Annotated in this window: 34 protein-coding genes; all 34 read left to right on the top strand. The window is 54.8% G+C overall.

All coding sequences use genetic code 11. The annotated features are described in order from the left end of the window. Window positions 1-9 precede the first annotated feature (9 nt). The 34 genes from rpoC (at window position 10) to RGV33_RS29150 (ending at window position 24,284) form a co-directional block, all read left to right on the top strand. Window positions 10-4,209 carry a DNA-directed RNA polymerase subunit beta' gene (gene rpoC / locus RGV33_RS29315; RefSeq protein WP_076016467.1) on the top strand — a complete coding sequence of 1,400 codons (4,200 nt, stop codon included), beginning with the start codon at window positions 10-12 and terminating at the stop codon, window positions 4,207-4,209. 216 nt (window positions 4,210-4,425) lie between these two features. Next, window positions 4,426-4,797 carry a 30S ribosomal protein S12 gene (gene rpsL / locus RGV33_RS29310; protein WP_002555494.1) on the top strand — a complete coding sequence of 124 codons (372 nt, stop codon included), beginning with the start codon at window positions 4,426-4,428 and terminating at the stop codon, window positions 4,795-4,797. 118 nt (window positions 4,798-4,915) lie between these two features. Then, window positions 4,916-5,386: a 30S ribosomal protein S7 gene (gene rpsG / locus RGV33_RS29305; RefSeq protein WP_002555493.1), complete on the top strand. Its 471-nt coding sequence runs from the start codon at window positions 4,916-4,918 to the stop codon at window positions 5,384-5,386. A gap of 30 nt (window positions 5,387-5,416) precedes the next feature. Further along, window positions 5,417-7,522 carry an elongation factor G gene (gene fusA / locus RGV33_RS29300; protein ID WP_322147855.1) on the top strand — a complete coding sequence of 702 codons (2,106 nt, stop codon included), beginning with the start codon at window positions 5,417-5,419 and terminating at the stop codon, window positions 7,520-7,522. A 30-nt stretch (window positions 7,523-7,552) separates the two neighbouring features. Then, window positions 7,553-8,746 carry an elongation factor Tu gene (tuf, locus tag RGV33_RS29295; protein ID WP_048724879.1) on the top strand — a complete coding sequence of 398 codons (1,194 nt, stop codon included), beginning with the start codon at window positions 7,553-7,555 and terminating at the stop codon, window positions 8,744-8,746. A 140-nt stretch (window positions 8,747-8,886) separates the two neighbouring features. Then, window positions 8,887-9,198, top strand: a complete 312-nt coding sequence (gene rpsJ / locus RGV33_RS29290) for a 30S ribosomal protein S10 (protein WP_003210084.1) — start codon at window positions 8,887-8,889, stop codon at window positions 9,196-9,198. An 81-nt stretch (window positions 9,199-9,279) separates the two neighbouring features. Further along, window positions 9,280-9,915 (top strand): 50S ribosomal protein L3, encoded by a 636-nt coding sequence (gene rplC / locus RGV33_RS29285; RefSeq protein WP_003194649.1) that lies wholly within the window; start codon window positions 9,280-9,282, stop codon window positions 9,913-9,915. A 12-nt stretch (window positions 9,916-9,927) separates the two neighbouring features. Then, entirely contained in the window at window positions 9,928-10,530 is a 603-nt protein-coding gene (gene rplD, locus RGV33_RS29280; RefSeq protein ID WP_003210082.1) for a 50S ribosomal protein L4, read from the top strand. Further along, window positions 10,527-10,826 carry a 50S ribosomal protein L23 gene (gene rplW / locus RGV33_RS29275; protein ID WP_002555488.1) on the top strand — a complete coding sequence of 100 codons (300 nt, stop codon included), beginning with the start codon at window positions 10,527-10,529 and terminating at the stop codon, window positions 10,824-10,826. Before rplD ends, rplW begins: the two co-directional genes overlap by 4 nt. Window positions 10,827-10,840: 14 nt before the next feature. Then, window positions 10,841-11,665, top strand: a complete 825-nt coding sequence (rplB, locus tag RGV33_RS29270; RefSeq protein WP_032884535.1) for a 50S ribosomal protein L2 — start codon at window positions 10,841-10,843, stop codon at window positions 11,663-11,665. Window positions 11,666-11,681: 16 nt separating this feature from the next. Beyond that, the gene (gene rpsS, locus RGV33_RS29265) at window positions 11,682-11,957 is read left to right on the top strand and encodes a 30S ribosomal protein S19 (RefSeq protein WP_003232420.1); all 276 of its coding nucleotides are present in this window, start codon (window positions 11,682-11,684) and stop codon (window positions 11,955-11,957) included. A 13-nt stretch (window positions 11,958-11,970) separates the two neighbouring features. Then, window positions 11,971-12,303: a 50S ribosomal protein L22 gene (rplV, locus tag RGV33_RS29260; protein ID WP_003210077.1), complete on the top strand. Its 333-nt coding sequence runs from the start codon at window positions 11,971-11,973 to the stop codon at window positions 12,301-12,303. Window positions 12,304-12,316: 13 nt separating this feature from the next. After that, window positions 12,317-13,003: a 30S ribosomal protein S3 gene (rpsC, locus tag RGV33_RS29255; RefSeq protein WP_003176422.1), complete on the top strand. Its 687-nt coding sequence runs from the start codon at window positions 12,317-12,319 to the stop codon at window positions 13,001-13,003. 12 nt (window positions 13,004-13,015) lie between these two features. Then, on the top strand, window positions 13,016-13,429 hold the full coding sequence (rplP, locus tag RGV33_RS29250) for a 50S ribosomal protein L16 (RefSeq protein ID WP_045057467.1): 414 nt from the start codon (window positions 13,016-13,018) through the stop codon (window positions 13,427-13,429). Continuing rightward, window positions 13,429-13,620, top strand: a complete 192-nt coding sequence (gene rpmC, locus RGV33_RS29245) for a 50S ribosomal protein L29 (protein ID WP_008030901.1) — start codon at window positions 13,429-13,431, stop codon at window positions 13,618-13,620. The genes rplP and rpmC overlap by 1 nt, the downstream gene beginning before the upstream one ends. Window positions 13,621-13,622: 2 nt before the next feature. Next, window positions 13,623-13,889 (top strand): 30S ribosomal protein S17, encoded by a 267-nt coding sequence (gene rpsQ, locus RGV33_RS29240; protein WP_003176419.1) that lies wholly within the window; start codon window positions 13,623-13,625, stop codon window positions 13,887-13,889. Between the two features lie 23 nt (window positions 13,890-13,912). Continuing rightward, on the top strand, window positions 13,913-14,281 hold the full coding sequence (gene rplN, locus RGV33_RS29235; protein WP_002555479.1) for a 50S ribosomal protein L14: 369 nt from the start codon (window positions 13,913-13,915) through the stop codon (window positions 14,279-14,281). A gap of 11 nt (window positions 14,282-14,292) precedes the next feature. Continuing rightward, complete coding sequence (rplX, locus tag RGV33_RS29230; RefSeq protein WP_003176416.1) at window positions 14,293-14,607, top strand: 50S ribosomal protein L24; 315 nt, start codon at window positions 14,293-14,295, stop codon at window positions 14,605-14,607. 20 nt (window positions 14,608-14,627) lie between these two features. Then, on the top strand, window positions 14,628-15,167 hold the full coding sequence (rplE, locus tag RGV33_RS29225; protein ID WP_003176415.1) for a 50S ribosomal protein L5: 540 nt from the start codon (window positions 14,628-14,630) through the stop codon (window positions 15,165-15,167). A 13-nt stretch (window positions 15,168-15,180) separates the two neighbouring features. Continuing rightward, window positions 15,181-15,486 (top strand): 30S ribosomal protein S14, encoded by a 306-nt coding sequence (rpsN, locus tag RGV33_RS29220; protein ID WP_003176414.1) that lies wholly within the window; start codon window positions 15,181-15,183, stop codon window positions 15,484-15,486. A 208-nt stretch (window positions 15,487-15,694) separates the two neighbouring features. Continuing rightward, window positions 15,695-16,087: a 30S ribosomal protein S8 gene (gene rpsH, locus RGV33_RS29215; RefSeq protein ID WP_003186040.1), complete on the top strand. Its 393-nt coding sequence runs from the start codon at window positions 15,695-15,697 to the stop codon at window positions 16,085-16,087. Window positions 16,088-16,099: 12 nt separating this feature from the next. Beyond that, complete coding sequence (gene rplF, locus RGV33_RS29210; protein WP_003176412.1) at window positions 16,100-16,633, top strand: 50S ribosomal protein L6; 534 nt, start codon at window positions 16,100-16,102, stop codon at window positions 16,631-16,633. A gap of 10 nt (window positions 16,634-16,643) precedes the next feature. Beyond that, the gene (gene rplR, locus RGV33_RS29205) at window positions 16,644-16,994 is read left to right on the top strand and encodes a 50S ribosomal protein L18 (RefSeq protein ID WP_003186037.1); all 351 of its coding nucleotides are present in this window, start codon (window positions 16,644-16,646) and stop codon (window positions 16,992-16,994) included. Window positions 16,995-16,997: 3 nt separating this feature from the next. Next, window positions 16,998-17,498, top strand: coding sequence for a 30S ribosomal protein S5 (rpsE, locus tag RGV33_RS29200; protein ID WP_003186035.1), 501 nt, complete (start codon window positions 16,998-17,000; stop codon window positions 17,496-17,498). A gap of 2 nt (window positions 17,499-17,500) precedes the next feature. Further along, window positions 17,501-17,677, top strand: coding sequence for a 50S ribosomal protein L30 (gene rpmD, locus RGV33_RS29195; RefSeq protein ID WP_003186033.1), 177 nt, complete (start codon window positions 17,501-17,503; stop codon window positions 17,675-17,677). Between the two features lie 3 nt (window positions 17,678-17,680). After that, window positions 17,681-18,118 carry a 50S ribosomal protein L15 gene (gene rplO, locus RGV33_RS29190; RefSeq protein ID WP_003210066.1) on the top strand — a complete coding sequence of 146 codons (438 nt, stop codon included), beginning with the start codon at window positions 17,681-17,683 and terminating at the stop codon, window positions 18,116-18,118. Further along, window positions 18,119-19,447, top strand: a complete 1,329-nt coding sequence (secY, locus tag RGV33_RS29185; protein ID WP_003210064.1) for a preprotein translocase subunit SecY — start codon at window positions 18,119-18,121, stop codon at window positions 19,445-19,447. A 27-nt stretch (window positions 19,448-19,474) separates the two neighbouring features. Then, window positions 19,475-19,591, top strand: coding sequence for a 50S ribosomal protein L36 (gene rpmJ, locus RGV33_RS29180; RefSeq protein WP_002555468.1), 117 nt, complete (start codon window positions 19,475-19,477; stop codon window positions 19,589-19,591). Window positions 19,592-19,720: 129 nt separating this feature from the next. After that, complete coding sequence (gene rpsM, locus RGV33_RS29175; protein WP_003210063.1) at window positions 19,721-20,077, top strand: 30S ribosomal protein S13; 357 nt, start codon at window positions 19,721-19,723, stop codon at window positions 20,075-20,077. A 30-nt stretch (window positions 20,078-20,107) separates the two neighbouring features. Further along, window positions 20,108-20,497: a 30S ribosomal protein S11 gene (rpsK, locus tag RGV33_RS29170; protein ID WP_002555466.1), complete on the top strand. Its 390-nt coding sequence runs from the start codon at window positions 20,108-20,110 to the stop codon at window positions 20,495-20,497. Window positions 20,498-20,515: 18 nt separating this feature from the next. After that, window positions 20,516-21,136, top strand: coding sequence for a 30S ribosomal protein S4 (gene rpsD / locus RGV33_RS29165; RefSeq protein WP_003210056.1), 621 nt, complete (start codon window positions 20,516-20,518; stop codon window positions 21,134-21,136). Between the two features lie 22 nt (window positions 21,137-21,158). Next, entirely contained in the window at window positions 21,159-22,160 is a 1,002-nt protein-coding gene (locus RGV33_RS29160) for a DNA-directed RNA polymerase subunit alpha (RefSeq protein WP_003176403.1), read from the top strand. A gap of 41 nt (window positions 22,161-22,201) precedes the next feature. Further along, on the top strand, window positions 22,202-22,588 hold the full coding sequence (gene rplQ / locus RGV33_RS29155) for a 50S ribosomal protein L17 (protein WP_003210053.1): 387 nt from the start codon (window positions 22,202-22,204) through the stop codon (window positions 22,586-22,588). A gap of 247 nt (window positions 22,589-22,835) precedes the next feature. Continuing rightward, on the top strand, window positions 22,836-24,284 hold the full coding sequence (locus RGV33_RS29150) for a catalase (RefSeq protein ID WP_322147796.1): 1,449 nt from the start codon (window positions 22,836-22,838) through the stop codon (window positions 24,282-24,284). Window positions 24,285-24,299: the final 15 nt, after the last annotated feature.

Raw genomic sequence — 24,299 nt, 5'->3', positions numbered from 1 at the left:
GGAAAGGCCTTGAAAGACCTACTGAATTTGCTGAAAAACCAGGGTCAAGTCGAAGAGTTCGACGCCATCCGTATTGGGTTGGCATCGCCTGAGATGATCCGTTCGTGGTCGTTCGGTGAAGTTAAAAAGCCGGAAACCATCAACTACCGTACGTTCAAACCTGAGCGTGACGGCCTGTTCTGCGCCAAGATCTTTGGCCCGGTAAAGGATTACGAGTGCCTGTGCGGTAAGTACAAGCGCTTGAAACACCGTGGTGTGATCTGCGAGAAGTGCGGCGTTGAAGTTGCACTGGCCAAGGTTCGTCGTGAGCGCATGGCGCACATCGAGCTGGCTTCGCCGGTTGCCCACATCTGGTTCCTGAAGTCGCTGCCGTCCCGTATCGGCTTGCTGATGGACATGACCCTGCGTGATATCGAACGCGTTCTCTACTTCGAGAGCTATGTCGTTATCGACCCAGGCATGACCACCCTTGAAAAAGGTCAGCTGCTGAACGACGAGCAGTACTTCGAAGCGCTGGAAGAGTTCGGCGACGATTTCGATGCCCGCATGGGTGCCGAAGCTGTCCGTGAACTGCTGCACGCTATCGACCTGGAACACGAGATTGGCCGCCTGCGTGAAGAAATTCCGCAAACCAACTCCGAAACCAAGATCAAGAAACTGTCCAAGCGTCTGAAGTTGATGGAAGCCTTCCAGGGTTCCGGCAACTTGCCAGAGTGGATGGTGCTGACCGTTCTGCCGGTTCTGCCGCCAGATCTGCGTCCGCTGGTACCGTTGGATGGCGGTCGCTTCGCGACTTCCGACCTCAACGACCTGTACCGTCGCGTGATCAACCGTAACAACCGCTTGAAGCGTCTGCTCGACCTGTCCGCTCCGGACATCATCGTGCGCAACGAAAAGCGTATGTTGCAAGAAGCGGTCGATGCCCTGCTCGACAACGGTCGTCGTGGCCGCGCTATCACAGGTTCCAACAAGCGTCCTCTGAAATCCCTGGCTGACATGATCAAGGGTAAGCAAGGTCGTTTCCGTCAGAACTTGCTCGGTAAGCGTGTTGACTACTCCGGTCGTTCGGTAATTACCGTTGGCCCGACCCTGCGTCTGCACCAGTGCGGTCTGCCGAAGAAGATGGCTCTCGAGCTGTTCAAGCCGTTCATTTTCGGCAAGCTGGAAATGCGTGGTCTCGCGACCACCATCAAGGCCGCCAAGAAAATGGTCGAGCGCGAACTGCCAGAGGTTTGGGACGTTCTCGCTGAAGTGATCCGCGAACACCCGGTTCTCCTCAATCGTGCACCGACCCTTCACCGTCTGGGTATCCAGGCGTTTGAACCGGTACTGATCGAAGGTAAGGCTATCCAGCTGCACCCTCTGGTCTGTGCTGCGTACAACGCCGACTTCGACGGCGACCAAATGGCCGTGCACGTACCGCTGACACTGGAAGCCCAGTTGGAAGCGCGTGCGTTGATGATGTCGACCAACAACATCCTGTCGCCAGCCAACGGTGAGCCAATCATCGTTCCGTCGCAGGACGTTGTATTGGGTCTGTACTACATGACTCGTGAAGCGATCAACGCCAAGGGCGAAGGTCGTGTGTTCGCGGATCTGCAGGAAGTTGACCGTGTGTTCCGTGCCGGCGAAGCCGCACTGCATGCCAAGGTTAAAGTCCGCATCCACGAAACCATCAACGATCGTGACGGTGGCAGCGTCAAGAACACCCGTATCGTCGACACCACTGTCGGCCGTGCGCTGCTGTTCCAGGTTGTTCCACCTGGCCTGTCGTACGACGTGGTCAACCAGCCAATGAAGAAAAAGGCGATCTCCAAGCTGATCAACCAGTGCTACCGCGTGGTTGGTTTGAAAGAGACCGTTATCTTCGCTGACCAGTTGATGTACACCGGTTTTGCTTATTCGACCATTTCCGGCGTTTCCATCGGTGTTAACGACTTCGTTATCCCGGACGAGAAAGCCGCCATCATCGGTGCTGCTACCGATGAAGTGAAAGAGATCGAGAGCCAGTACGCCTCCGGCCTGGTAACCCAGGGCGAGAAGTACAACAAAGTGATCGACCTTTGGTCCAAGGCCAACGACGAAGTGTCGAAGGCAATGATGTCGAACCTCTCGAAAGAGCGCGTTATCGACCGTCATGGCGTGGAAGTCGATCAAGAGTCGTTCAACTCGATGTACATGATGGCCGACTCGGGCGCACGGGGTTCTGCTGCGCAGATCCGTCAGCTCGCCGGTATGCGTGGCCTGATGGCCAAGCCGGACGGCTCCATCATCGAAACGCCGATTACTGCGAACTTCCGTGAAGGTTTGAGCGTACTTCAGTACTTCATCTCGACTCACGGTGCTCGTAAAGGTCTGGCGGATACCGCGTTGAAAACCGCTAACTCCGGTTACCTGACTCGTCGTCTGGTAGACGTTGCGCAAGACTTGGTTGTGACTGAAGTTGACTGCGGTACCGAACACGGTCTGCTGATGACTCCGCACATCGAAGGCGGCGACGTTGTAGAGCCGTTGGGTGAACGCGTACTGGGTCGAGTCATCGCCCGTGACGTATTCAAGCCAGGTACCGAGGAAATCATCGTTCCTGCCGGCACTCTGGTAGACGAGAAGTGGGTCGAGTTCATCGAGCTCAACAGCATCGACGAAGTGATTGTTCGCTCGCCGATCAGCTGCGAAACCCGCTACGGCATTTGCGCCAAGTGCTACGGCCGTGACTTGGCTCGTGGTCACCAGGTGAACATCGGTGAAGCGGTCGGCGTTATCGCTGCCCAGTCCATCGGTGAGCCGGGTACCCAGCTGACCATGCGTACGTTCCACATCGGTGGTGCGGCAAGCCGGACCTCCGCAGCCGACAGCGTTCAGGTGAAGAATGGCGGTACCGTCCGTCTGCACAACCTGAAGCACGTTGAGCGAGTGGATGGCCACCTGGTTGCTGTGTCCCGTTCCGGTGAGCTGGCAATCGCTGATGACTACGGTCGTGAGCGTGAGCGTTACAAGCTGCCGTACGGTGCTGTGATTTCGGTTAAAGAAGGTGACAAGGTCGACGCTGGCGCAATCGTGGCCAAGTGGGACCCGCACACTCACCCAATCGTTACCGAAATGAAAGGTACCGTGACCTACGTGGGCATGGAAGAAGGCATCACGATCAAGCGTCAGACTGACGAATTGACCGGTATGACCAACATTGAAGTACTCGACGCCAAAGACCGTCCAGCTGCCGGCAAGGATATCCGTCCTGCTGTGAAGATGGTTGATGACAACGGCAAGGATCTGTTGCTGCCAGGCACTGACGTTATCGCTCAGTACTTCCTGCCAGCCAACGCCCTGGTCGGTGTTGCGGATGGTGCGAAGATCGCGATCGGTGATGTTATCGCTCGTATCCCGCAAGAAACTTCGAAGACCCGTGACATCACCGGTGGTCTGCCGCGTGTTGCCGACTTGTTCGAAGCTCGTCGTCCGAAAGAAGCGTCGATTCTGGCTGAAGTCAGCGGCACCATCGCGTTCGGTAAAGAGACCAAGGGCAAGCGCCGTCTGGTCATTACCCCGAACGACGGTAGCGATCCGTACGAAGAGCTGATTCCGAAGTGGCGTCACCTGAACGTCTTCGAAGGCGAACAGGTAAACCGCGGCGAAGTTATCTCCGACGGCCCGAGCGATCCACACGACATCCTGCGTCTGCTGGGTGTGAGTGCGCTGGCCAAGTACATCGTTAACGAGATCCAGGACGTTTATCGTCTGCAAGGCGTGAAGATCAACGATAAGCACATCGAGACCATCCTGCGTCAGATGCTGCGTAAAGTTGAAATCGCTGAATCCGGCGATTCGAGTTTCATCAAGGGCGACCAGATGGAACTGACTCACGTACTGGTAGAGAACGAGCGTCTGGCTGGCGACGAGAAATTCGTTTCCAAATTCACTCGTGTGTTGCTGGGTATCACCAAGGCGTCGTTGTCCACTGAGTCGTTCATCTCGGCGGCCTCCTTCCAGGAGACCACTCGCGTACTGACCGAAGCAGCGGTAACCGGCAAGCGCGATTACCTGCGCGGCCTGAAAGAAAACGTGGTTGTGGGTCGTCTGATCCCGGCCGGTACCGGCTTGGCCTACCACAGCGAGCGTAAGCGCCGCCGTGAACTCGACAAGCCGCTGCGCGTAAGCGCCAGTGAAGTGGAAGCTGCACTGACCGAAGCACTGAACTCAAGCGGTAACTGAGTTCTGCGGTAAATAAGACCGGGCCCTGGCAGCCCCGTTCGTCGGATCGAGACAGAATTGTCCCGGTTCGATGGAGGGGGAGGTCGGGGCCTTGCCTTGACTGGGGACAAGATCCTCTTTAGACTCTTGTACCCCTAAATTTGGCGGGAATTCGTTCCTGCCATTTTGCTTTTCTTGCAAGACAATAGCGTCGCAAGACAACAGTGGAGCTAGTAGATGGCAACTATCAACCAGCTGGTACGTCAGCCGCGTAAGCGTATCGTCGAGAAATCCGACGTGCCTGCGCTGCAGAACTGCCCGCAACGTCGTGGCGTATGCACTCGCGTGTATACCACTACGCCGAAAAAACCTAACTCGGCACTGCGTAAAGTATGCCGTGTGCGCCTGACCAATGGTTTCGAGGTTTCCTCGTACATCGGCGGTGAAGGCCACAACCTGCAAGAACACAGCGTGGTACTGATCCGCGGCGGTCGTGTAAAAGACTTGCCAGGTGTTCGTTACCACACCGTACGCGGCTCCTTGGATACTTCCGGCGTTAAAGGTCGTAACCAGGGTCGTTCGAAGTACGGTACCAAGAAGCCTAAGTAGTAGCGGCTTTTTGTAAAACTGAATCATCTTATTTTCTGAGTCGATAAGAGTAAGGTCGGAGGCGTCCCGAAAGGGCACTAATTCCGAGCGAACCTGAAGACCGTTTGAGGGCTTATCCATGCCAAGAAGACGCGTAGCAGCCAAGCGCGAAGTGCTTGACGATCCAAAATACGGAAGCCAAATCCTGGCCAAGTTCATGAACCACGTGATGGAAAGCGGCAAGAAAGCCGTTGCCGAGCGTATCGTTTATGGCGCGCTGGAAAAGGTTAAAGAACGCAAGAACAGCGACCCCCTGGAAATCTTCGAGAAAGCTCTCGACGCCATCGCTCCGCTGGTCGAAGTGAAGTCGCGCCGTGTAGGCGGTGCTACTTACCAGGTTCCGGTTGAAGTTCGCCCGTCCCGTCGTAACGCTTTGGCAATGCGCTGGTTGGTAGACTTCGCCCGTAAGCGCGGCGAGAAGTCTATGGCCCTGCGTTTGGCTGGCGAACTGTTGGACGCTGCTGAAGGTAAAGGTGCTGCTGTTAAGAAGCGTGAAGACGTGCACCGTATGGCTGAAGCTAACAAAGCTTTCTCGCACTACCGCTTCTAATTCTAGCTTCACTAATTTTGCGAGGGCTTTATGGCTCGTACTACTCCGATTAGTCGCTACCGTAACATCGGTATCGTCGCTCACGTGGATGCTGGTAAAACCACCACCACCGAGCGCGTCCTTTTTTACACCGGCAAAAGTCACAAGATGGGCGAGGTGCATGACGGCGCCGCGACCACAGACTGGATGGTTCAGGAGCAGGAGCGTGGTATTACCATTACTTCTGCTGCTATTACCGCCTTCTGGAAAGGTTCCGAGAAGCAGTACAAGGATGAGCACCGCTTCAACGTAATCGATACCCCGGGCCACGTAGACTTCACCATTGAAGTTGAACGTTCCCTGCGCGTACTCGACGGCGCTGTCGTTGTGTTCTGCGGTACCTCAGGTGTTGAGCCTCAGTCGGAAACCGTATGGCGTCAAGCCAACAAATACGGCGTTCCACGTCTTGTTTACGTCAACAAGATGGACCGTGCTGGTGCGAACTTCCTGCGCGTGATCGGTCAGATCAAGCAGCGTTTGGGTCACACCCCGGTACCAATCCAGTTGGCTATCGGTTCCGAAGACAACTTCCAGGGCCAGATCGATCTGGTAACCATGGAAGCTGTTTACTGGAACGACGCTGACAAAGGTATGGTTCCTGTTCGCAAGCCTATCCCTGCTGAACTGCAGGAATTGGCTGACGAGTGGCGCAACAACATGGTTGAAGCTGCGGCCGAAGCCAACGAAGAGCTGATGAACAAGTACCTCGAAGGTGAAGAACTCACCAACGTGGAAATCAAGGCTGCTCTGCGTCAGCGTACTATCGCTGGTGAGATCGTCTTGGCTGTTTGCGGTTCCTCGTTCAAGAACAAGGGTGTTCCCCTGGTTCTCGATGCTGTGATCGACTACCTGCCGGCACCAGTGGATATTCCTGCCATCAAGGGTACTGACCCGGATGACGAGACTATCGAGCTGGAGCGTCATGCAGACGACGCAGAACCGTTCTCCGCTCTGGCATTTAAAATTGCCACTGACCCATTCGTGGGTACCTTGACCTTCGTCCGCGTTTACTCGGGCGTGTTGAACTCCGGCGACGGCGTGATCAACTCGGTCAAAGGCAAGAAAGAGCGCGTGGGTCGTATGGTGCAAATGCACGCAAACGCCCGCGAAGAGATCAAGGAAGTACGCGCTGGCGACATCGCGGCCTTGATCGGCATGAAGGACGTCACCACTGGTGAAACCTTGTGCAACGCTGACAAGCCAATCATCCTGGTTCGCATGGACTTCCCGGAGCCGGTTATTTCGGTTGCCGTTGAGCCTAAGACCAAGGATGACCAGGAAAAAATGGGTATCGCTCTGGGCAAACTTGCTCAGGAAGATCCATCTTTCCGCGTCAAGACTGATGAAGAGACTGGTCAAACGATCATCTCCGGCATGGGCGAGCTTCACCTGGACATCCTGGTTGACCGGATGCGCCGTGAGTTCAACGTCGAAGCCAACATCGGTAAGCCTCAGGTTTCCTATCGTGAGCGCATCACGAAGAACTGCGAAATCGAAGGCAAATTCGTTCGTCAATCCGGCGGTCGTGGCCAGTTTGGTCATTGCTGGATCCGTTTTGCTCCTGCTGATGAAGGTCAGGAAGGTCTGCAATTCGTGAACGAAGTAGTGGGCGGTGTTGTTCCTAAGGAATACATCCCGGCTATCCAGAAGGGTATCGAAGAGCAGATGAAGAACGGTGTTGTTGCCGGCTATCCGCTCATCGGCCTGAAGGCGACCGTTTTTGACGGTTCTTACCACGACGTCGACTCCAACGAGATGGCGTTTAAGGTGGCTGCTTCCATGGCTACCAAGCAACTGGCCCAGAAGGGCGGTGGTGAGTTGCTTGAGCCAATCATGGCAGTAGAAGTCGTTACGCCTGAAGACTACATGGGTGACGTGATGGGCGACCTTAACCGTCGTCGCGGCATGATCTTGGGTATGGAAGATACGGTTTCCGGCAAAGTGATTCGTGCCGAGGTTCCGTTGGGCGAGATGTTCGGTTATGCGACCGACGTTCGTTCCATGTCTCAGGGTCGCGCAAGCTACTCTATGGAATTCAAAAAATACAACACAGCTCCGGCGCACATCGCTGAAACTGTATCCAAAAAACAAGGCTGATTCAGTCCTTTAGGCAAGGAGTTAATTGTCGTGGCTAAAGAAAAATTTGATCGTTCCCTACCGCACGTCAACGTTGGCACCATCGGTCACGTCGACCACGGTAAAACTACGCTGACTGCTGCTCTGACTCGTGTTTGCTCCGAAATTTTCGGTTCGGCTATCGTTGACTTCGACAAGATCGACAGCGCGCCAGAAGAAAAAGCTCGTGGTATCACCATCAACACCGCTCACGTTGAGTACAACTCGCTGATCCGTCACTACGCTCACGTTGACTGCCCAGGTCACGCTGACTATGTGAAGAACATGATCACCGGTGCTGCCCAGATGGACGGCGCGATCCTGGTTTGTTCGGCCGCTGATGGTCCGATGCCACAAACCCGTGAGCACATCCTGCTGTCCCGTCAGGTTGGCGTTCCGTACATCGTGGTTTACCTGAACAAGGCTGACCTGGTAGACGACGCTGAACTGCTGGAACTGGTTGAGATGGAAGTGCGCGATCTGCTGAGCACTTACGACTTCCCAGGCGACGACACTCCGATCATCATCGGTTCTGCTCGTATGGCTCTGGAAGGCAAAGACGACAACGAAATGGGCACCACTTCCGTACGGAAACTGGTTGAGACTCTGGACAGCTACATCCCAGACCCAGTTCGTGTGATCGACAAGCCGTTCCTGATGCCAATCGAAGACGTATTCTCGATCTCTGGTCGCGGTACTGTTGTGACTGGCCGTATCGAGCGCGGTATCGTTAAGGTTCAAGATCCACTGGAAATCGTTGGTCTGCGTGACACTACTGTCACCACCTGCACCGGTGTTGAAATGTTCCGTAAACTGCTCGACGAAGGTCGTGCAGGCGAGAACTGCGGCGTTCTGCTGCGTGGTACCAAGCGTGACGACGTTGAGCGTGGCCAGGTTCTGGTCAAGCCAGGTTCGGTTAAGCCGCACACTACCTTCGAAGCTGAAGTGTACGTGTTGAGCAAAGAAGAAGGCGGTCGTCACACTCCGTTCTTCAAAGGCTACCGTCCACAGTTCTACTTCCGGACCACTGACGTGACCGGTAACTGCGAACTGCCGGAAGGCGTTGAAATGGTAATGCCAGGCGACAACATCAAAATGGTTGTCACCCTGATCAAAACCATCGCAATGGAAGATGGTCTGCGTTTCGCTATCCGTGAAGGCGGTCGTACCGTCGGCGCTGGCGTCGTAGCCAAAATCATCGCTTAATAAGTGATGACTTGAAAAAGCCCCGCTTAGCGGGGGCTTTTTTATTGAGTTGACACCCATATGGGGCGTCTATAGAATTGCGCCTCCTTTTAACGGGCGTGTTGCGCTCGCTGGGAATAGCAGCCGGAGTCTGAAATCCAATGGCAAATCAGCAAATTCGTATCAGGTTGAAGGCTTTTGACCACAAACTGATCGACCAATCCACCCAGGAAATCGTGGAAACCGCGAAACGTACTGGTGCTCAAGTGCGTGGTCCAATTCCACTGCCTACCCGTAAAGAACGGTTCACCGTTCTGGTCTCCCCGCACGTCAACAAAGACGCGCGTGACCAGTACGAGATCCGTACTCATAAGCGCGTGCTGGACATCGTCCTGCCAACGGATAAAACCGTTGATGCACTTATGAAGCTTGATCTGGCGGCCGGTGTGGAAGTACAGATCAGCCTCGGCTAAGACTTGGGTCTTAGTCGTGTAACGCTCTGAAATGGGCGGCCATAGCGGGTGAAAGCCCCGTACACTCATGAGGTTTACAACATGACTATTGGTGTAGTCGGTCGTAAATGCGGTATGACCCGTATTTTCACCGAAGAAGGTGTCTCCATTCCGGTCACGGTCATTGAGATCGAACCGAATCGCGTCACCCAGTTTAAAACTGAAGAAACCGATGGCTATCGTGCAGTGCAAGTCACTGTCGGCGAGCGTCGTGCTTCGCGTGTGACTGCTGCTCAAGCAGGTCACTTCGCTAAAGCAAACGTTGCAGCTGGTCGTACTGTCATGGAGTTCCGTCTCGAAGACGGCGACTACCAGGCTGGCGATCTGATCAACGCTGAAATCTTCGCCGCTGGTCAACTGGTTGATGTAACCGGTCAGTCCAAGGGTAAAGGCTTCCAGGGTACGATCAAGCGTTGGAATTTCCGTGGCCAAGACAACACTCACGGTAACTCCGTTTCCCACCGCGTCCCGGGCTCTATTGGCCAGTGCCAGACTCCTGGTCGTGTATTCAAGGGCAAAAAAATGTCCGGTCATATGGGCGCTGAGCGCGTGACCGTGCAGTCCCTCGAAGTAGTGCGCGTCGACGCTGAACGCAATCTGTTGTTGGTCAAGGGTGCTGTTCCTGGCGCTACTGGCGGCAACCTGGTTGTACGTCCAGCGGCCAAGGCTCGCGGTTAAGGGGAAGCTGACATGCAATTAAATGTAAATGACGCTCAAGCGATCGAAGTTTCCGAACTGACATTTGGCGGCGAATTCAACGAGACGCTGGTTCACCAAGCAGTCGTGGCCTACATGGCCGGCGGCCGTCAAGGTAGCAAGCAGCAAAAGACCCGTTCCGACGTTCGTGGTGGCGGTAAGCGCCCTTGGCGTCAGAAAGGTACTGGCCGCGCTCGTGCCGGTACTATCCGTAGCCCAATCTGGCGTGGCGGCGGTACCACTTTCGCAGCACGTCCACAGGATCACACCCAGAAGCTCAACAAGAAGATGTATCGCGCAGCACTGCGCTCCATCCTTGCTGAACTCGTGCGTACTGATCGTCTGGTCGTGGTTCAGGACTTCGCTGTTGAAGCGCCGAAAACCAAAGATCTGCTGAACAAGCTGAACGGCATGGGCCTGACTGACGTCCTGATCGTGTCCGAAGCTGTTGATCAGAATCTGTACCTGGCTGCTCGCAACCTGCCACACGTCGATGTACGTGACGTGCAAGGTTCCGATCCAGTTAGTCTGATCGCATACGACAAGGTGTTGATCACCGTGTCGGCCGTGAAGAAATTCGAGGAGCTGCTGGGATGAACCAGGAACGCGTATTTAAAGTTCTGCTTGGCCCGCACGTTTCCGAAAAGGCTACGGTTCTGGCTGACAAGAAAGGCCAGTTCGTTTTCAAGGTTGCAACTGACGCAACCAAGCTGGAAATCAAGAAGGCCGTCGAAAGCCTGTTCAGCGTGAAAGTAGAGCGTGTTACTACCCTGAATGTTCTGGGTAAGAGCAAGCGCACTGCTCGCGGTCTGGGCAAGCGTAATGACTGGAAGAAGGCAGTTATCTCCCTTCAGCCAGGCCAAGATCTCGATTTCAGCAGCAGTGCTGAGTAAGGAAGGGGTGCATCATGGCAATCGTTAAATGCAAACCGACTTCCCCTGGCCGCCGTTTTGTGGTCAAGGTGGTCAACCAGGAGCTGCATAAAGGCGCTCCTCACGCACCGCTGCTCGAGAAGAAATCGAAGACTGGTGGTCGTAACAACAATGGTCGCATTACCACTCGTCACATCGGTGGTGGCCATAAGCAGCATTATCGTCTGGTCGACTTCCGTCGCAACGACAAAGATGGCATCACTGCCACTGTCGAGCGTATCGAATACGATCCAAACCGTACTGCTCACATCGCTCTGCTGCTGTACGCAGATGGCGAGCGTCGCTACATCATCGCCCCTAAAGGCGTGAGTGCTGGTGACCAGCTGATCGCAGGTGCCTTGGCACCGATCAAGCCGGGCAACGCTCTGCAACTGCGCAACATTCCAGTTGGTAGCACCGTACACGGCATCGAATTGAAGCCGGGTAAAGGCGCGCAAATCGCTCGTTCGGCTGGTGCTTCGGCTCAGTTGATCGCTCGTGAAGGTGTCTATGTGACCCTGCGTCTGCGCTCTGGTGAAATGCGTAAAGTACTGGCTGAGTGCCGTGCGACCCTGGGCGAAGTCTCGAACTCCGAGCACAGCCTGCGTTCGCTGGGTAAAGCTGGTGCCAAACGCTGGCGTGGCGTTCGCCCAACCGTTCGTGGTGTTGCCATGAACCCGGTTGACCACCCACACGGTGGTGGTGAAGGTCGTACCTCTGGTGGTCGTCATCCGGTATCGCCATGGGGCTTCCCGACTAAGGGCGCGAAGACTCGTGGTAATAAGCGTACCGACAAAATGATCGTCCGTCGTCGCAAGTAAATAGAGGGATACGACAGTGCCACGTTCTCTGAAAAAAGGTCCTTTTATTGATCTTCACCTACTGAAGAAGATCGAAGTGGCGGCGGAAAAGAACGATCGCAAACCGGTGAAAACCTGGTCGCGTCGTTCGATGATCCTGCCACAAATGGTCGGCTTGACCATTGCAGTGCATAACGGTCGCCTACATGTTCCAGTTCTCGTGAACGAAGACATGGTCGGCCACAAACTAGGCGAGTTTGCCGGTACCCGCACATATCGTGGGCACGTGGCAGACAAGAAAGCCAAGCGTTAAGGGGTAAGGAACGATGGAAGTAGCCGCTAAGTTGTCGGGCGCTCGAATCTCCGCCCAGAAAGCCCGCTTGGTCGCCGACCAGATCCGCGGGAAGAAGGTGGGCGAAGCGCTCAACCTGTTGGCTTTCAGCAGTAAGAAAGCCGCCGAGATCATCAAGAAAGTGCTGGAGTCGGCCGTAGCCAACGCCGAGCATAACGAAGGCGCAGACGTTGATGACCTTAAGGTCAGCACCGTTTTCGTCAACGAAGGGCGTTCGCTGAAGCGCATCATGCCTCGTGCCAAAGGCCGAGCTGATCGCATCGTCAAGCGGTCTTGCCATATCACTGTCAAGGTTGCTGACAAGTAACGGAGTCGAAGAGATGGGTCAGAAAGTACATCCCATTGGCATTCGCCTGGGAATCGTCAAGGAGCACACCTCCGTCTGGTACGCAGACGGTCGGACTTATGCGGACTACTTGTTCGCTGATCTGAAGGTGCGTGAGTATCTCCAAGACAAACTAAAAAGCGCGTCCGTGAGCCGTATCGATATCCATCGTCCTGCTCAAACTGCACGTATCACCATCCACACCGCTCGTCCAGGTATCGTTATCGGGAAGAAAGGTGAAGATGTTGAGAAACTGCGTCAGGACCTGACCAAGCAAATGGGTGTGCCTGTGCACATCAATATCGAAGAGATCCGCAAGCCGGAGCTCGACGGTATGCTGGTTGCGCAGAGCGTAGCTCAGCAGCTGGAGCGTCGCGTAATGTTCCGTCGCGCTATGAAGCGCGCCGTACAGAACGCCATGCGCATTGGTGCCAAAGGCATCAAAATCCAAGTGAGCGGTCGTCTCGGCGGTGCTGAAATCGCACGTACTGAATGGTATCGCGAAGGTCGTGTGCCACTGCACACCCTGCGTGCCGACATCGACTATGCCAACTACGAAGCTCACACCACTTACGGTGTGATCGGTGTAAAGGTTTGGATCTTCAAAGGCGAAGTAATTGGTGGTCGCCAAGAAGAACTGAAACCACAAGCACCAGCGCCTCGTAAAAAAGCTGCTAAGTAAGGGGTACGCCAAATGTTGCAACCAAAGCGTACGAAGTTCCGCAAGCAGATGACAGGCCACAACCGTGGTCTGGCTCAGCGCGGTAGCAAAGTCAGCTTCGGCGAATATGCGCTGAAGTCTGTAGCTCGTGGTCGTCTCACCGCTCGTCAGATCGAGTCAGCGCGTCGTGCACTGACCCGTCACGTTAAACGTGGCGGCAAGATCTGGATCCGTGTATTCCCGGACAAGCCTATTTCCAAAAAGCCCCTCGAAGTTCGTATGGGTAAAGGTAAGGGTAGTGTGGAGTACTGGGTTGCCCAGATTCAGCCAGGTAAAGTCCTGTATGAAATCGAGGGTGTAACTGAAGAGCTGGCGCGTGAGGCTTTTGCCCTGGCTGCTGCAAAGCTGCCGCTCGCCACCGCCTTTGTTAAACGGACGGTGATGTGATGAAAGCGAATGAACTTCGTGAAAAAGACGCGCCGCAGCTTAACGAGCAACTGCTCGGCCTGCTGCGCGACCAGTTCAATCTGCGTATGCAGAAAGCAACTGGCCAGTTGGGGCAGTCTCACCTGCTCCGGCAAGTTAAGCGTGACATCGCTCGCGTGAAGACTGTGCTCAAACAGCAGGCAGGTAAGTAATCATGGCTGAAGCCGAAAAAACCGTCCGTACGCTGACTGGCCGTGTTGTCAGCGACAAAATGGACAAGACCATCACCGTTCTGATCGAGCGTCGCGTAAAGCACCCGATCTACGGTAAATACGTTAAGCGTTCGACTAAGCTGCACGCGCACGACGAAACCAATCAGTGCCACATCGGCGACAAAGTCACTATTCGTGAAACTCGTCCGCTGGCCAAGACCAAGTCTTGGGCACTGGTTGATGTTCTCGAACGCGCTGTGGAAGTCTAAGGACTAGGGGTCGGAGAAATTATATGATTCAGACTCAATCCATGCTCGATGTGGCCGATAACAGCGGCGCACGCCGCGTTATGTGCATCAAGGTGCTGGGTGGCTCCCATCGTCGTTACGCTGGTATCGGTGACATCATCAAAGTTACCGTGAAGGAAGCAATTCCTCGCGGTAAAGTGAAAAAAGGCCAAGTGATGACTGCTGTTGTAGTCCGCACTCGTCACGGCGTACGTCGTGCTGATGGCTCCATTATCCGCTTTGATGGCAACGCTGCTGTTCTTCTGAACAACAAGCAAGAGCCGATCGGCACCCGTATCTTTGGGCCAGTGACCCGTGAACTTCGTACTGAGAAGTTCATGAAGATCGTCTCGCTCGCCCCAGAAGTGCTGTAAGGAGATCCGACATGCAAAAGATTCGTCGTGACGACGAGATCATCGTGATCGCCGGCAAAGACAAAGGTAAGCGCGGTAAGGTGCTTAAGGTTCTCGCCAATAACCGTCTGGTTATCGGTGGTCTGAACCTGGTTAAGCGTCATACCAAGCCTAACCCGATGTCGGGCGTACAAGGCGGTATCGTCGAAAAAGAAGCTCCACTGGACGCTTCTAACGTCGCCATTTTCAACGGCGAAACCAACAAGGCTGATCGCGTTGGTTTCAAAGTAGAAGACGGCAAGAAAATTCGTGTCTTCAAGTCGACCCAAAAAGCGGTTGATGCTTGAACACTGCTAGGTAGAAGACCATGGCACGACTAAAAGAGATTTACTGGAAGGAAATCGCACCGAAGCTTAAGGAAGAACTTAAGCTTTCGAACGTGATGGAAGTTCCACGCGTTACAAAAATCACCCTGAACATGGGTCTGGGCGAAGCAGTCGGTGACAAAAAAGTCATCGAGCACGCTGTTGCCGACCTGGAAAAGATCACCGGTCAAAAAGTCGTTGTGACTTACGCTCGGAAATCCATCGCTGGCTTTAAAGTCCGTGAAGGTTGGCCGATCGGCGTCAAAGTGACTCTGCGCCGTGAGCGTATGTACGAATTCCTGGATCGTCTGCTGTCGATCTCCCTGCCTCGGGTCCGCGACTTCCGCGGCCTGAATGCCAAGTCCTTCGATGGTCGTGGTAACTACAGCATGGGCGTTAAAGAGCAGATCATCTTCCCGGAAATCGACTACGACAAGATCGATGCTCTCCGCGGTCTGGACATCACCCTGACCACCACTGCCAAGAACGATGATGAAGGCCGCGCTCTGCTGCGTGCGTTCAAATTCCCGTTCCGCAACTGATTGGAGTAGGACCATGGCCAAGATGAGCATGAAAAACCGCGAGCTGAAACGTCAGCTCACGGTTGCCAAGTACGCCAAGAAGCGTGCAGCACTGAAAGCAATCATCGTTGATCTGAACGCAAGTCCAGAAGCACGTTGGGAAGCGACAGTTGCTCTGCAGAAGCAGCCACGTGACGCAAGCGCTTCGCGCATGCGTAACCGCTGCCGCCTGACCGGTCGTCCACACGGCGTTTACCGCAAGTTCGGCCTCGGCCGTAACAAACTGCGTGAAGCGGCAATGCGTGGTGACGTACCAGGTCTGGTTAAAGCCAGCTGGTAAGTACTTTCGAAGTCGCGGTGGCCAGGATCGCAAGATACTGACCGCCGGTGGCCTAGAATCTGGAACAAGCCCCTTTTGGGGCTTGTTTCATTTCCGGAGTGTGTCTAAAATACGCGGCTCGCCTGAGCCCGTGTGTTTTGTGCTCGGAGATTCTCGGCGACACGTAATGGCCGCAAGGCTAATTTTTTTGTATTAGGAGCGTCTAGCCATGAGTATGCAGGACCCGTTAGCGGACATGCTAACTCGTATCCGTAATGCCCAGATGGCTGAAAAGTCCGTCGTAAGCATGCCATCTTCCACGTTGAAGGTAGCTGTTGCCAAAGTCCTGAAAGACGAAGGCTACATTGCGGGTTATCAGATCAGCAGCGAAATCAAACCACTGCTGTCCATCGAGCTGAAGTACTTCGAAGGCCGTCCGGTCATCGAAGAAGTGAAGCGCGTTAGCCGTCCAGGCCTGCGTCAGTACAAGTCCGTCGATGATCTGCCAAAAGTTCGTGGCGGTCTCGGTGTGTCTATCGTCTCCACCAACAAAGGTGTGATGACGGATCGTGCTGCGCGCGCTGCCGGTGTCGGCGGCGAAGTTCTTTGCACTGTGTTCTAAGGGGGGATAAGCATGTCACGCGTCGCTAAGAACCCCGTTAAGCTGCCAGCCGGTGTCGAAGTAAAATTCGCAGGCCAACAGCTTTCGGTGAAGGGTGCCAAGGGCACTCTGGAACTGAACATCCATTCGTCCGTTGAGATCGTTGAAGAAGCTGGTGAGCTGCGTTTCGCTGCTCGCAATGGCGATCAACAAACTCGCGCAATGGCCGGTACCACTCGTGCGTTGGTAAACAACATGGTCCAAGGCGTAAGCCAAGGCTTCGAGCGTAAGCTCCAGCTGGTCGGTGTTGGTTACAAAGCGCAAGCAAAAGGCACGGTTCTGAACCTGGCCCTTGGCTTCTCGCACCCAGTGGATTACGAACTGCCGGAAGGCATCACCGCTGAGACCCCAAGCCAAACCGATATCCTGATCAAGGGTATTGATAAGCAGCTGGTAGGTCAGGTGGCCGCTGAGATCCGCGACTTCCGTCCACCAGAGCCGTACAAAGGCAAAGGTGTGCGCTACGCGGACGAAGTCGTCCGTCGTAAAGAAGCCAAGAAGAAGTAGGGCATAGCAAATGACCGACAAAAAAGTTACTCGACTGCGTCGCGCTCGCAAAGCACGCCTGAAAATGCACGAACTCGAAGTCGTGCGTCTCTGCGTGTTCCGCTCGTCGCAGCACATCTACGCCCAGGTCATCTCGGCCGACGGCAACAAAGTCCTGGCAAGCGCCTCGACTTTGGATAAAGAACTGCGTGATGGTGCCACTGGCAACATCGACGCGGCCACAAAGGTTGGCCAGCTGGTCGCTACGCGTGCTAAGGCCGCTGGCGTCTCGCAAGTGGCTTTCGACCGCTCTGGCTTCAAGTACCACGGCCGCGTGAAAGCGCTGGCTGATGCTGCTCGTGAAGCTGGGCTGGAGTTCTAAGTTATGTCAAATAACGACCAAAAGCGCGACGAAGGCTACATTGAGAAGCTGGTTCAAGTTAACCGCGTAGCCAAAACCGTTAAAGGCGGCCGTATCTTCACTTTCACCGCGTTGACCGTGGTTGGTGATGGTAAAGGGCGCGTTGGCTTCGGCCGTGGCAAGTCACGTGAAGTGCCTGCCGCGATCCAGAAGGCAATGGAAGCTGCTCGTCGCAACATGATCCAAGTTGATCTGAACGGCACCACGCTGCAGTACGCAATGAAGTCCGCTCACGGCGCTTCGAAGGTGTACATGCAGCCTGCTTCTGAAGGTACCGGTATCATCGCTGGCGGCGCTATGCGTGCTGTCCTCGAAGTTGCTGGCGTTCAGAACGTTCTGGCCAAGTGCTACGGCTCGACTAACCCGGTAAACGTGGTTCACGCCACTTTCAAAGGTTTGAAGGCTATGCAGTCTCCTGAATCCATTGCCGCCAAGCGTGGCAAAAGCGTCAAGGAGATCTTCTGATCATGGCTACCGTTAAAGTAACGCTGATCAAAAGCATGACCGGCCGCATCCCTAACCACAAATTGTGCGTTAAGGGTTTGGGTCTGCGTCGCATCGGTCACACTGTAGAAGTACTTGATACTCCCGAGAATCGCGGGATGATCAACAAGGCTTACTACATGCTGCGTGTCGAGGGTTAATCGATGAAACTCAATGATCTGAGTCCAGCGCCGGGTTCCCGTCGCGAAAAGCATCGTCCGGGCCGTGGTATCGGTAGTGGTTTGGGCAAGACCGGTGGCCGTGGCCACAAAGGTCAGTCTTCCCGCTCCGGTGGCACCATCGCTCCAGGCTTTGAAGGCGGTCAACAGCCGCTGCATCGTCGCCTGCCGAAGTTCGGTTTCGTTTCCCTGAAAGCCATGGACCGCGCAGAAGTGCGTCTGTCCGAGCTGGCCAAAGTGGAAGGCGACATCGTTACCGTGCAGACCCTGAAAGATGCCAACGTGATCAACGTCAACGTACAGCGTGTGAAAATCATGCTGTCCGGTGAAGTGACTCGCGCTGTCACTATCGGCAAGGGAATCGGCGCCACCAAAGGTGCGCGTTCGGCTATCGAAGCAGCTGGCGGCAAGTTCGAGGAATAAATGGCTAAGCAAGGTGCTCTCTCAGCGCTCGGCAAAGGCGGTATGTCTGAACTTTGGGCTCGTCTGCGTTTTCTGTTCCTGGCGATTATCGTCTACCGAATAGGCGCACACATCCCGGTTCCAGGTATCAACCCGGACCGACTCGCAGACCTGTTTCGACAGAATGAGGGGACCATTCTTAGCTTGTTCAACATGTTTTCCGGCGGCGCGCTGGAACGGATGAGCATCTTTGCACTGGGGATCATGCCGTATATCTCGGCATCGATCATCATGCAACTGATGACCGCCGTCAGCCCGCAGTTGGAGCAGTTGAAGAAGGAAGGTGAAGCTGGCCGTCGCAAGATAAGCCAGTACACCCGCTACGGCACTGTCATCCTCGCCCTGGTTCAAGCTATCGGCATGTCCGTTGGCCTGGCCGGGCAGGGTGTTGCGTTCACTGGTGACTTTGGCTTCCATTTCGTCGCGGTATCCACGTTTGTGGCTGGTGCGATGTTCATGATGTGGCTGGGTGAGCAGATTACTGAGCGTGGTGTTGGTAACGGTATCTCGATGTTGATTTTCGCAGGTATCGTTGCCGGTCTTCCGAGAGCGATTGGGCAGTCTTTCGAGTCTGCACGTCAGGGTGATATCAATATCTTCGCCCTGGTTGCCATCGGTTTGTTGGCAGTAGCGATTATCGGTTTTGTGGTGTTCATTGAGCGTGGCCAGCGTCGTATTGCTGTTCACTACGCCAAGCGTCAGCAGGGCCGCAAGGTCTTTGCTGCGCAGACCAGCCACTTGCCGCTGAAAGTGAACATGGCCGGGGTTATTCCTGCCATTTTCGCGAGCAGCATTTTGCTGTTTCCGGCTTCGTTGGGTGCCTGGTTCGGTCAGTCTGAAGGTATGGGCTGGTTGCAGGACATCTCGCAGTCGATCGCTCCTGGTCAGCCGTTGAATATTCTGCTGTTTAGTGCAGGGATTATTTTCTTCTGCTTCTTCTATACGGCGTTGATGTTCAATCCGAAAGACGTAGCGGAAAACCTGAAGAAGTCCGGTGCCTTTATTCCGGGTATCCGTCCAGGTGAGCAGTCTGCGCGCTACATTGATGGCGTTCTGACTCGCTTGACCATGTTCGGTGCTCTATATATGACGGCCGTGTGCCTGTTGCCCCAGTTCCTGGTGGTTGCAGCAAACGTTCCGTTCTACCTTGGCGGGACCTCGTTGCTGATCGTCGTCGTGGTTGTGATGGACTTCATGTCCCAAGTACAATCGCACCTCGTTTCGCACCAGTACGAATCCCTGATGAAGAAAGCCAACCTGAAGGGTTACGGCAGCGGCATGTTGCGCTGAGTACCCATAAGGTTCGAGGAGTTGGTGATGAAAGTTCGTGCATCGGTGAAAAAGCTGTGCCGTAACTGCAAAATTATTCGCCGCGAAGGTGTTGTTCGAGTAATTTGCAGCGCGGAACCGCGTCACAAACAGCGCCAAGGCTGAGTGTGATCCGCTTGAAGCCCGGCAGCTAGTGCGCTGCCGGGTTGATTATTTGTTATTACAGCGATATTATCTCGCGCCCTATTTCTTGGCTTCCGGGGCGTAGGTAGCTGTCAATTGGAGTCCCACTGAATGGCCCGTATTGCAGGCGTTAACATTCCAGATAACAAGCACACTGTTATCTCGCTGACCTACATCTATGGTGTTGGTCGCACTACTGCGCAGAAAATTTGCGCAGACACTGGGGTAAACCCAGCCGCAAAGATCAAAGATCTGAGCGACGAGCAGATTGAGCTGTTGCGTGGCGAAGTGGCGAAGTTCACCACTGAAGGTGACCTGCGTCGCGAAATCAACATGAAAATCAAGCGTTTGATGGACCTCGGTTGCTACCGTGGTCTGCGTCATCGTCGTGGTCTTCCAGTACGCGGTCAGCGTACCAAGACTAACGCGCGTACCCGTAAAGGTCCGCGTAAGCCGATCCGCAAGTAATCGCCCACGCGAATCGACAGGAAATTAATCATGGCAAAACCTGCTGCTCGTCCTCGTAAAAAAGTTAAAAAGACAGTGGTTGATGGCATCGCCCACATCCATGCATCTTTTAACAACACAATCGTGACCATCACCGACCGTCAAGGTAACGCGCTTTCTTGGGCTACCTCCGGTGGTTCGGGTTTCCGCGGTTCTCGCAAGTCCACCCCGTTTGCTGCTCAAGTAGCTGCTGAACGTGCTGGTCAAGCTGCGCTGGAATATGGCCTGAAAAACCTCGACGTCAACGTCAAAGGTCCAGGTCCAGGTCGTGAGTCTGCTGTCCGTGCTTTGAACGGCTGTGGCTATAAGATCGCCAGCATCACCGACGTGACGCCAATCCCGCACAACGGGTGCCGTCCGCCGAAGAAGCGCCGCGTGTAATCCAGGAGATTGTAAAGAATGGCTCGTTACATTGGTCCAAAATGCAAACTCGCTCGTCGTGAAGGCACCGATCTCTTTCTGAAGAGCGGCGTGCGCGCGATCGAATCGAAGTGCAACATTGAAGCAGCACCTGGTATCCACGGCCAACGCCGCGGTCGCCAGTCCGATTACGGCACCCAACTGCGTGAAAAGCAGAAGGTCCGTCGTATTTACGGCGTTCTCGAGCGTCAGTTCAGCGGCTACTACAAAGAAGCTGCTGGCAAGAAAGGTGCAACCGGTGAAAACCTGCTGCAACTGCTCGAATGCCGTCTGGACAACGTTGTATACCGTATGGGCTTTGGTTCGACTCGTGCCGAATCCCGTCAGCTGGTATCGCACAAATCCGTCAGCGTAAACGGCCAAACCGTTAACGTCCCGTCGTACCAGGTTCGTGCTGGTGACGTGGTCGCGATTCGCGAGAAAGCAAAAAATCAACTTCGCATTGTCCAAGCTCTCGATCTGTGTGCCCAACGTGGCCGCGTAGAATGGGTAGAAGTAGACACTGAGAAGAAGTCGGGCGTTTTCAAGAACGTTCCTGCTCGCAGTGATCTGTCCGCCGACATCAACGAAAGCCTGATTGTCGAGCTCTACTCCAAGTAAGGGCTAGAAAATAGGTGCATCCATGCAGATTTCGGTAAATGAGTTCCTGACACCCCGTCACATTGATGTGCAGGTTGTCAGTCCAACCCGCGCCAAGATCACTCTCGAGCCTCTCGAGCGTGGTTTTGGCCACACCCTGGGCAACGCGCTGCGCCGCATCCTGTTGTCCTCAATGCCCGGCTGTGCAGTAGTCGAGGCCGAGATTGACGGTGTGCTCCACGAGTACAGCGCCATCGAAGGTGTACAGGAAGACGTAATTGAAATCCTGTTGAACCTTAAAGGTCTGGCTATCAAGCTGCACGGCCGTGACGAAGTTACGCTGACCTTGTCGAAGAAGGGTTCGGGGGTGGTTACCGCTGCCGATATTCAGCTGGATCATGATGTCGAGATCGTTAATCCCGATCACGTAATCGCTAACCTGGCGTCTAACGGCGCCCTGAACATGAAGCTCACCGTAGCTCGTGGTCGTGGTTATGAACCGGCCGACTCGCGTCAGAGCGATGAAGACGAAAGCCGCAGCATTGGTCGCTTGCAGCTTGACTCTTCGTTCAGCCCGGTTCGCCGTATCGCATACGTGGTGGAAAACGCCCGTGTCGAACAGCGTACTAACCTGGACAAGCTGGTTATTGATCTGGAAACCAACGGTACTCTGGACCCTGAAGAGGCTATCCGCCGCGCTGCAACCATTCTGCAACAGCAGTTGGCTGCGTTCGTCGACCTCAAGGGTGACAGCGAACCAGTGGTAATCGAGCAGGAAGACGAGATCGATCCGATCCTGCTTCGCCCGGTTGACGATCTGGAACTGACTGTACGTTCGGCTAACTGCCTTAAGGCGGAAAACATTTACTACATCGGCGATCTGATTCAGCGCACCGAAGTAGAACTGTTGAAGACTCCGAACCTAGGCAAGAAATCCTTGACTGAAATCAAGGACGTTCTGGCCTCCCGCGGTCTGTCCCTCGGCATGCGCCTCGACAACTGGCCGCCTGCAAGTCTTAAGAAGGACGACAAGGCGACTGCCTGATCGTCGTAATCACCGAACGTGAGTTTGGTAAGGAATGAACCATGCGTCATCGTAAAAGTGGTCGTCACCTGAGCCGTACCAGCTCGCACCGTAAGGCTATGTTCCAGAACATGGCGGTGTCGCTGTTCGAGCACGAGCTGATCAAAACTACACTGCCGAAAGCTAAAGAACTGCGTCGCGTTGCTGAGCCGCTGATCACTTTGGCCAAGACAGACAGCCTGGCTAACCGCCGTCTGGCTTTCGACCGTACTCGTTCGAAAGCTATCGTTGGTAAGCTCTTCAACGACCTGGGCAAGCGTTACGCTACCCGTGAGGGTGGCTACCTGCGCATCCTCAAGTGCGGTTTCCGCGCTGGTGACAACGCGCCTATGGCGTACGTTGAGCTGATCGATCGTCCAGTTGGCGGTGAAGCTGTATCCGCTGAGTAAGACGTCAGTCTGTAACGAAGAACCGGGCCTAGTGCCCGGTTTTTTGTGCGCGTTAGAAAACCGGAAACACCCCGGCCAAACACGTCTCAACTCATAAAACTGTCATGGCTATCTGTTTGGATGGTTCGTTAGTTAAATTCTATTGAAGCTCATGATTTAATGAATTTGATGGTGACACCTTACTGGTCAATACTCCCCCCAGGCCGATTAGCCGGCAGTTCCATGACTGACCTGAGGAAGATTGAGCATGAGCCAGAATAAAACCCTTACGACCGCCAGCGGCGCTCCCGTTGCCGACAACCAGAACTCCCGTTCTGCCGGCCCGCGTGGGCCGTTGCTGCTCGACGATTTCCACCTGATCGAGAAGCTTGCCCACTTCAACCGCGAAAACATTCCTGAGCGTCGCGTGCACGCCAAAGGTTCGGGGGCTTTCGGTACCTTTACCGTCACTAAAGACATCACGCAGTACTCCAGCGCCAAGCTGTTTGAGTCCGTGGGTAAACAAACCCCGACGTTCCTGCGCTTCTCCACCGTGGGCGGTGAGCGTGGTTCGGCTGATACCGAACGCGACCCACGTGGTTTCGCGTTGAAGTTCTACACCGAAGAAGGCAACTGGGATATCGTTGGCAACAACACCCCGGTGTTCTTCATCCGTGACCCGCTCAAGTTCCCGGATTTTATCCACACGCAAAAGCGTCTGCCGCAAAGTAACCTGAAAAGTGCGCAGATGATGTGGGACTTCTGGTCGCACTCCCCCGAGGCGCTGCACCAGGTCACCATTCTGTTCTCGGACCGTGGCATCCCGGACGGTTACCGTCACATGCACGGCTTCGGCAGCCACACCTATAGCCTGATCAACGCCCGCGGCGAGCGGCACTGGGTTAAGTGGCACTACAAGACCAAGCAAGGCATTAAGAACCTGGCGCCGGCCGACGCTGCACGCCTGGCGGGTACCGACCCTGATTACGCCCAACGTGATCTGTTCGGTGCTATTGAGCGCGGTGACTTCCCGAAATGGCGCGTGTGCATTCAGATCATGACTGAGGCCCAGGCCAACGCTCACTACGAAAACCCGTTCGACGTGACCAAGACTTGGTCGCAGAAAGAGTTCCCGCTGATTGAAGTGGGTGAGTTGGAACTGAACCGTAACCCGATGAACTACTTCGCTGAAGTTGAGCAGGCGGCTTTCGGTCCAAGCAACATGGTTCCAGGTGTGGGCTTGTCGCCAGACCGCATGCTGCAAGGTCGTGTGTTTGCGTACGCTGATGCCCACCGCTACCGTGTAGGCACCAACCACCAGCACCTGCCGGTGAACGCGCCACGCAGCCCGGTCAACAGCTACCAGCGTGACGGTTCGATGGCATTCGGCACTAATGGCGGTGCGGCTCCCAACTACGAGCCAAACAGCTACGCTGACGCACCGAAGCAGGCTCCTCAGTACGCTGAACCGGCATTGGCACTGAGCGGCGCGGCTGATCGCTATGATCACCGCGAAGACACCGACTACTACAGCCACGCCGGTGCGCTGTTCCGCCTGATGAGCGATGAGCAGAAAGCCCTGCTGATCAACAACATCGCCGGCGCCATGGCAGGTGTTTCCAGTGATGTGGTGCAGCGCCAGTTGCAATACTTCTTTAAGGCAGATCCTGCTTATGGAGAAGGGATCGCATCTGCACTGGGTGTATCGCTTAACTAACTCTAAACGATAAGC

The organism is Pseudomonas sp. Bout1 (assembly GCF_034314165.1).
Lineage (GTDB): Bacteria > Pseudomonadota > Gammaproteobacteria > Pseudomonadales > Pseudomonadaceae > Aquipseudomonas.
Note: the sequence above shows the minus strand (reverse complement) of the source record. Positions and strands in the feature narration are given on the sequence as shown.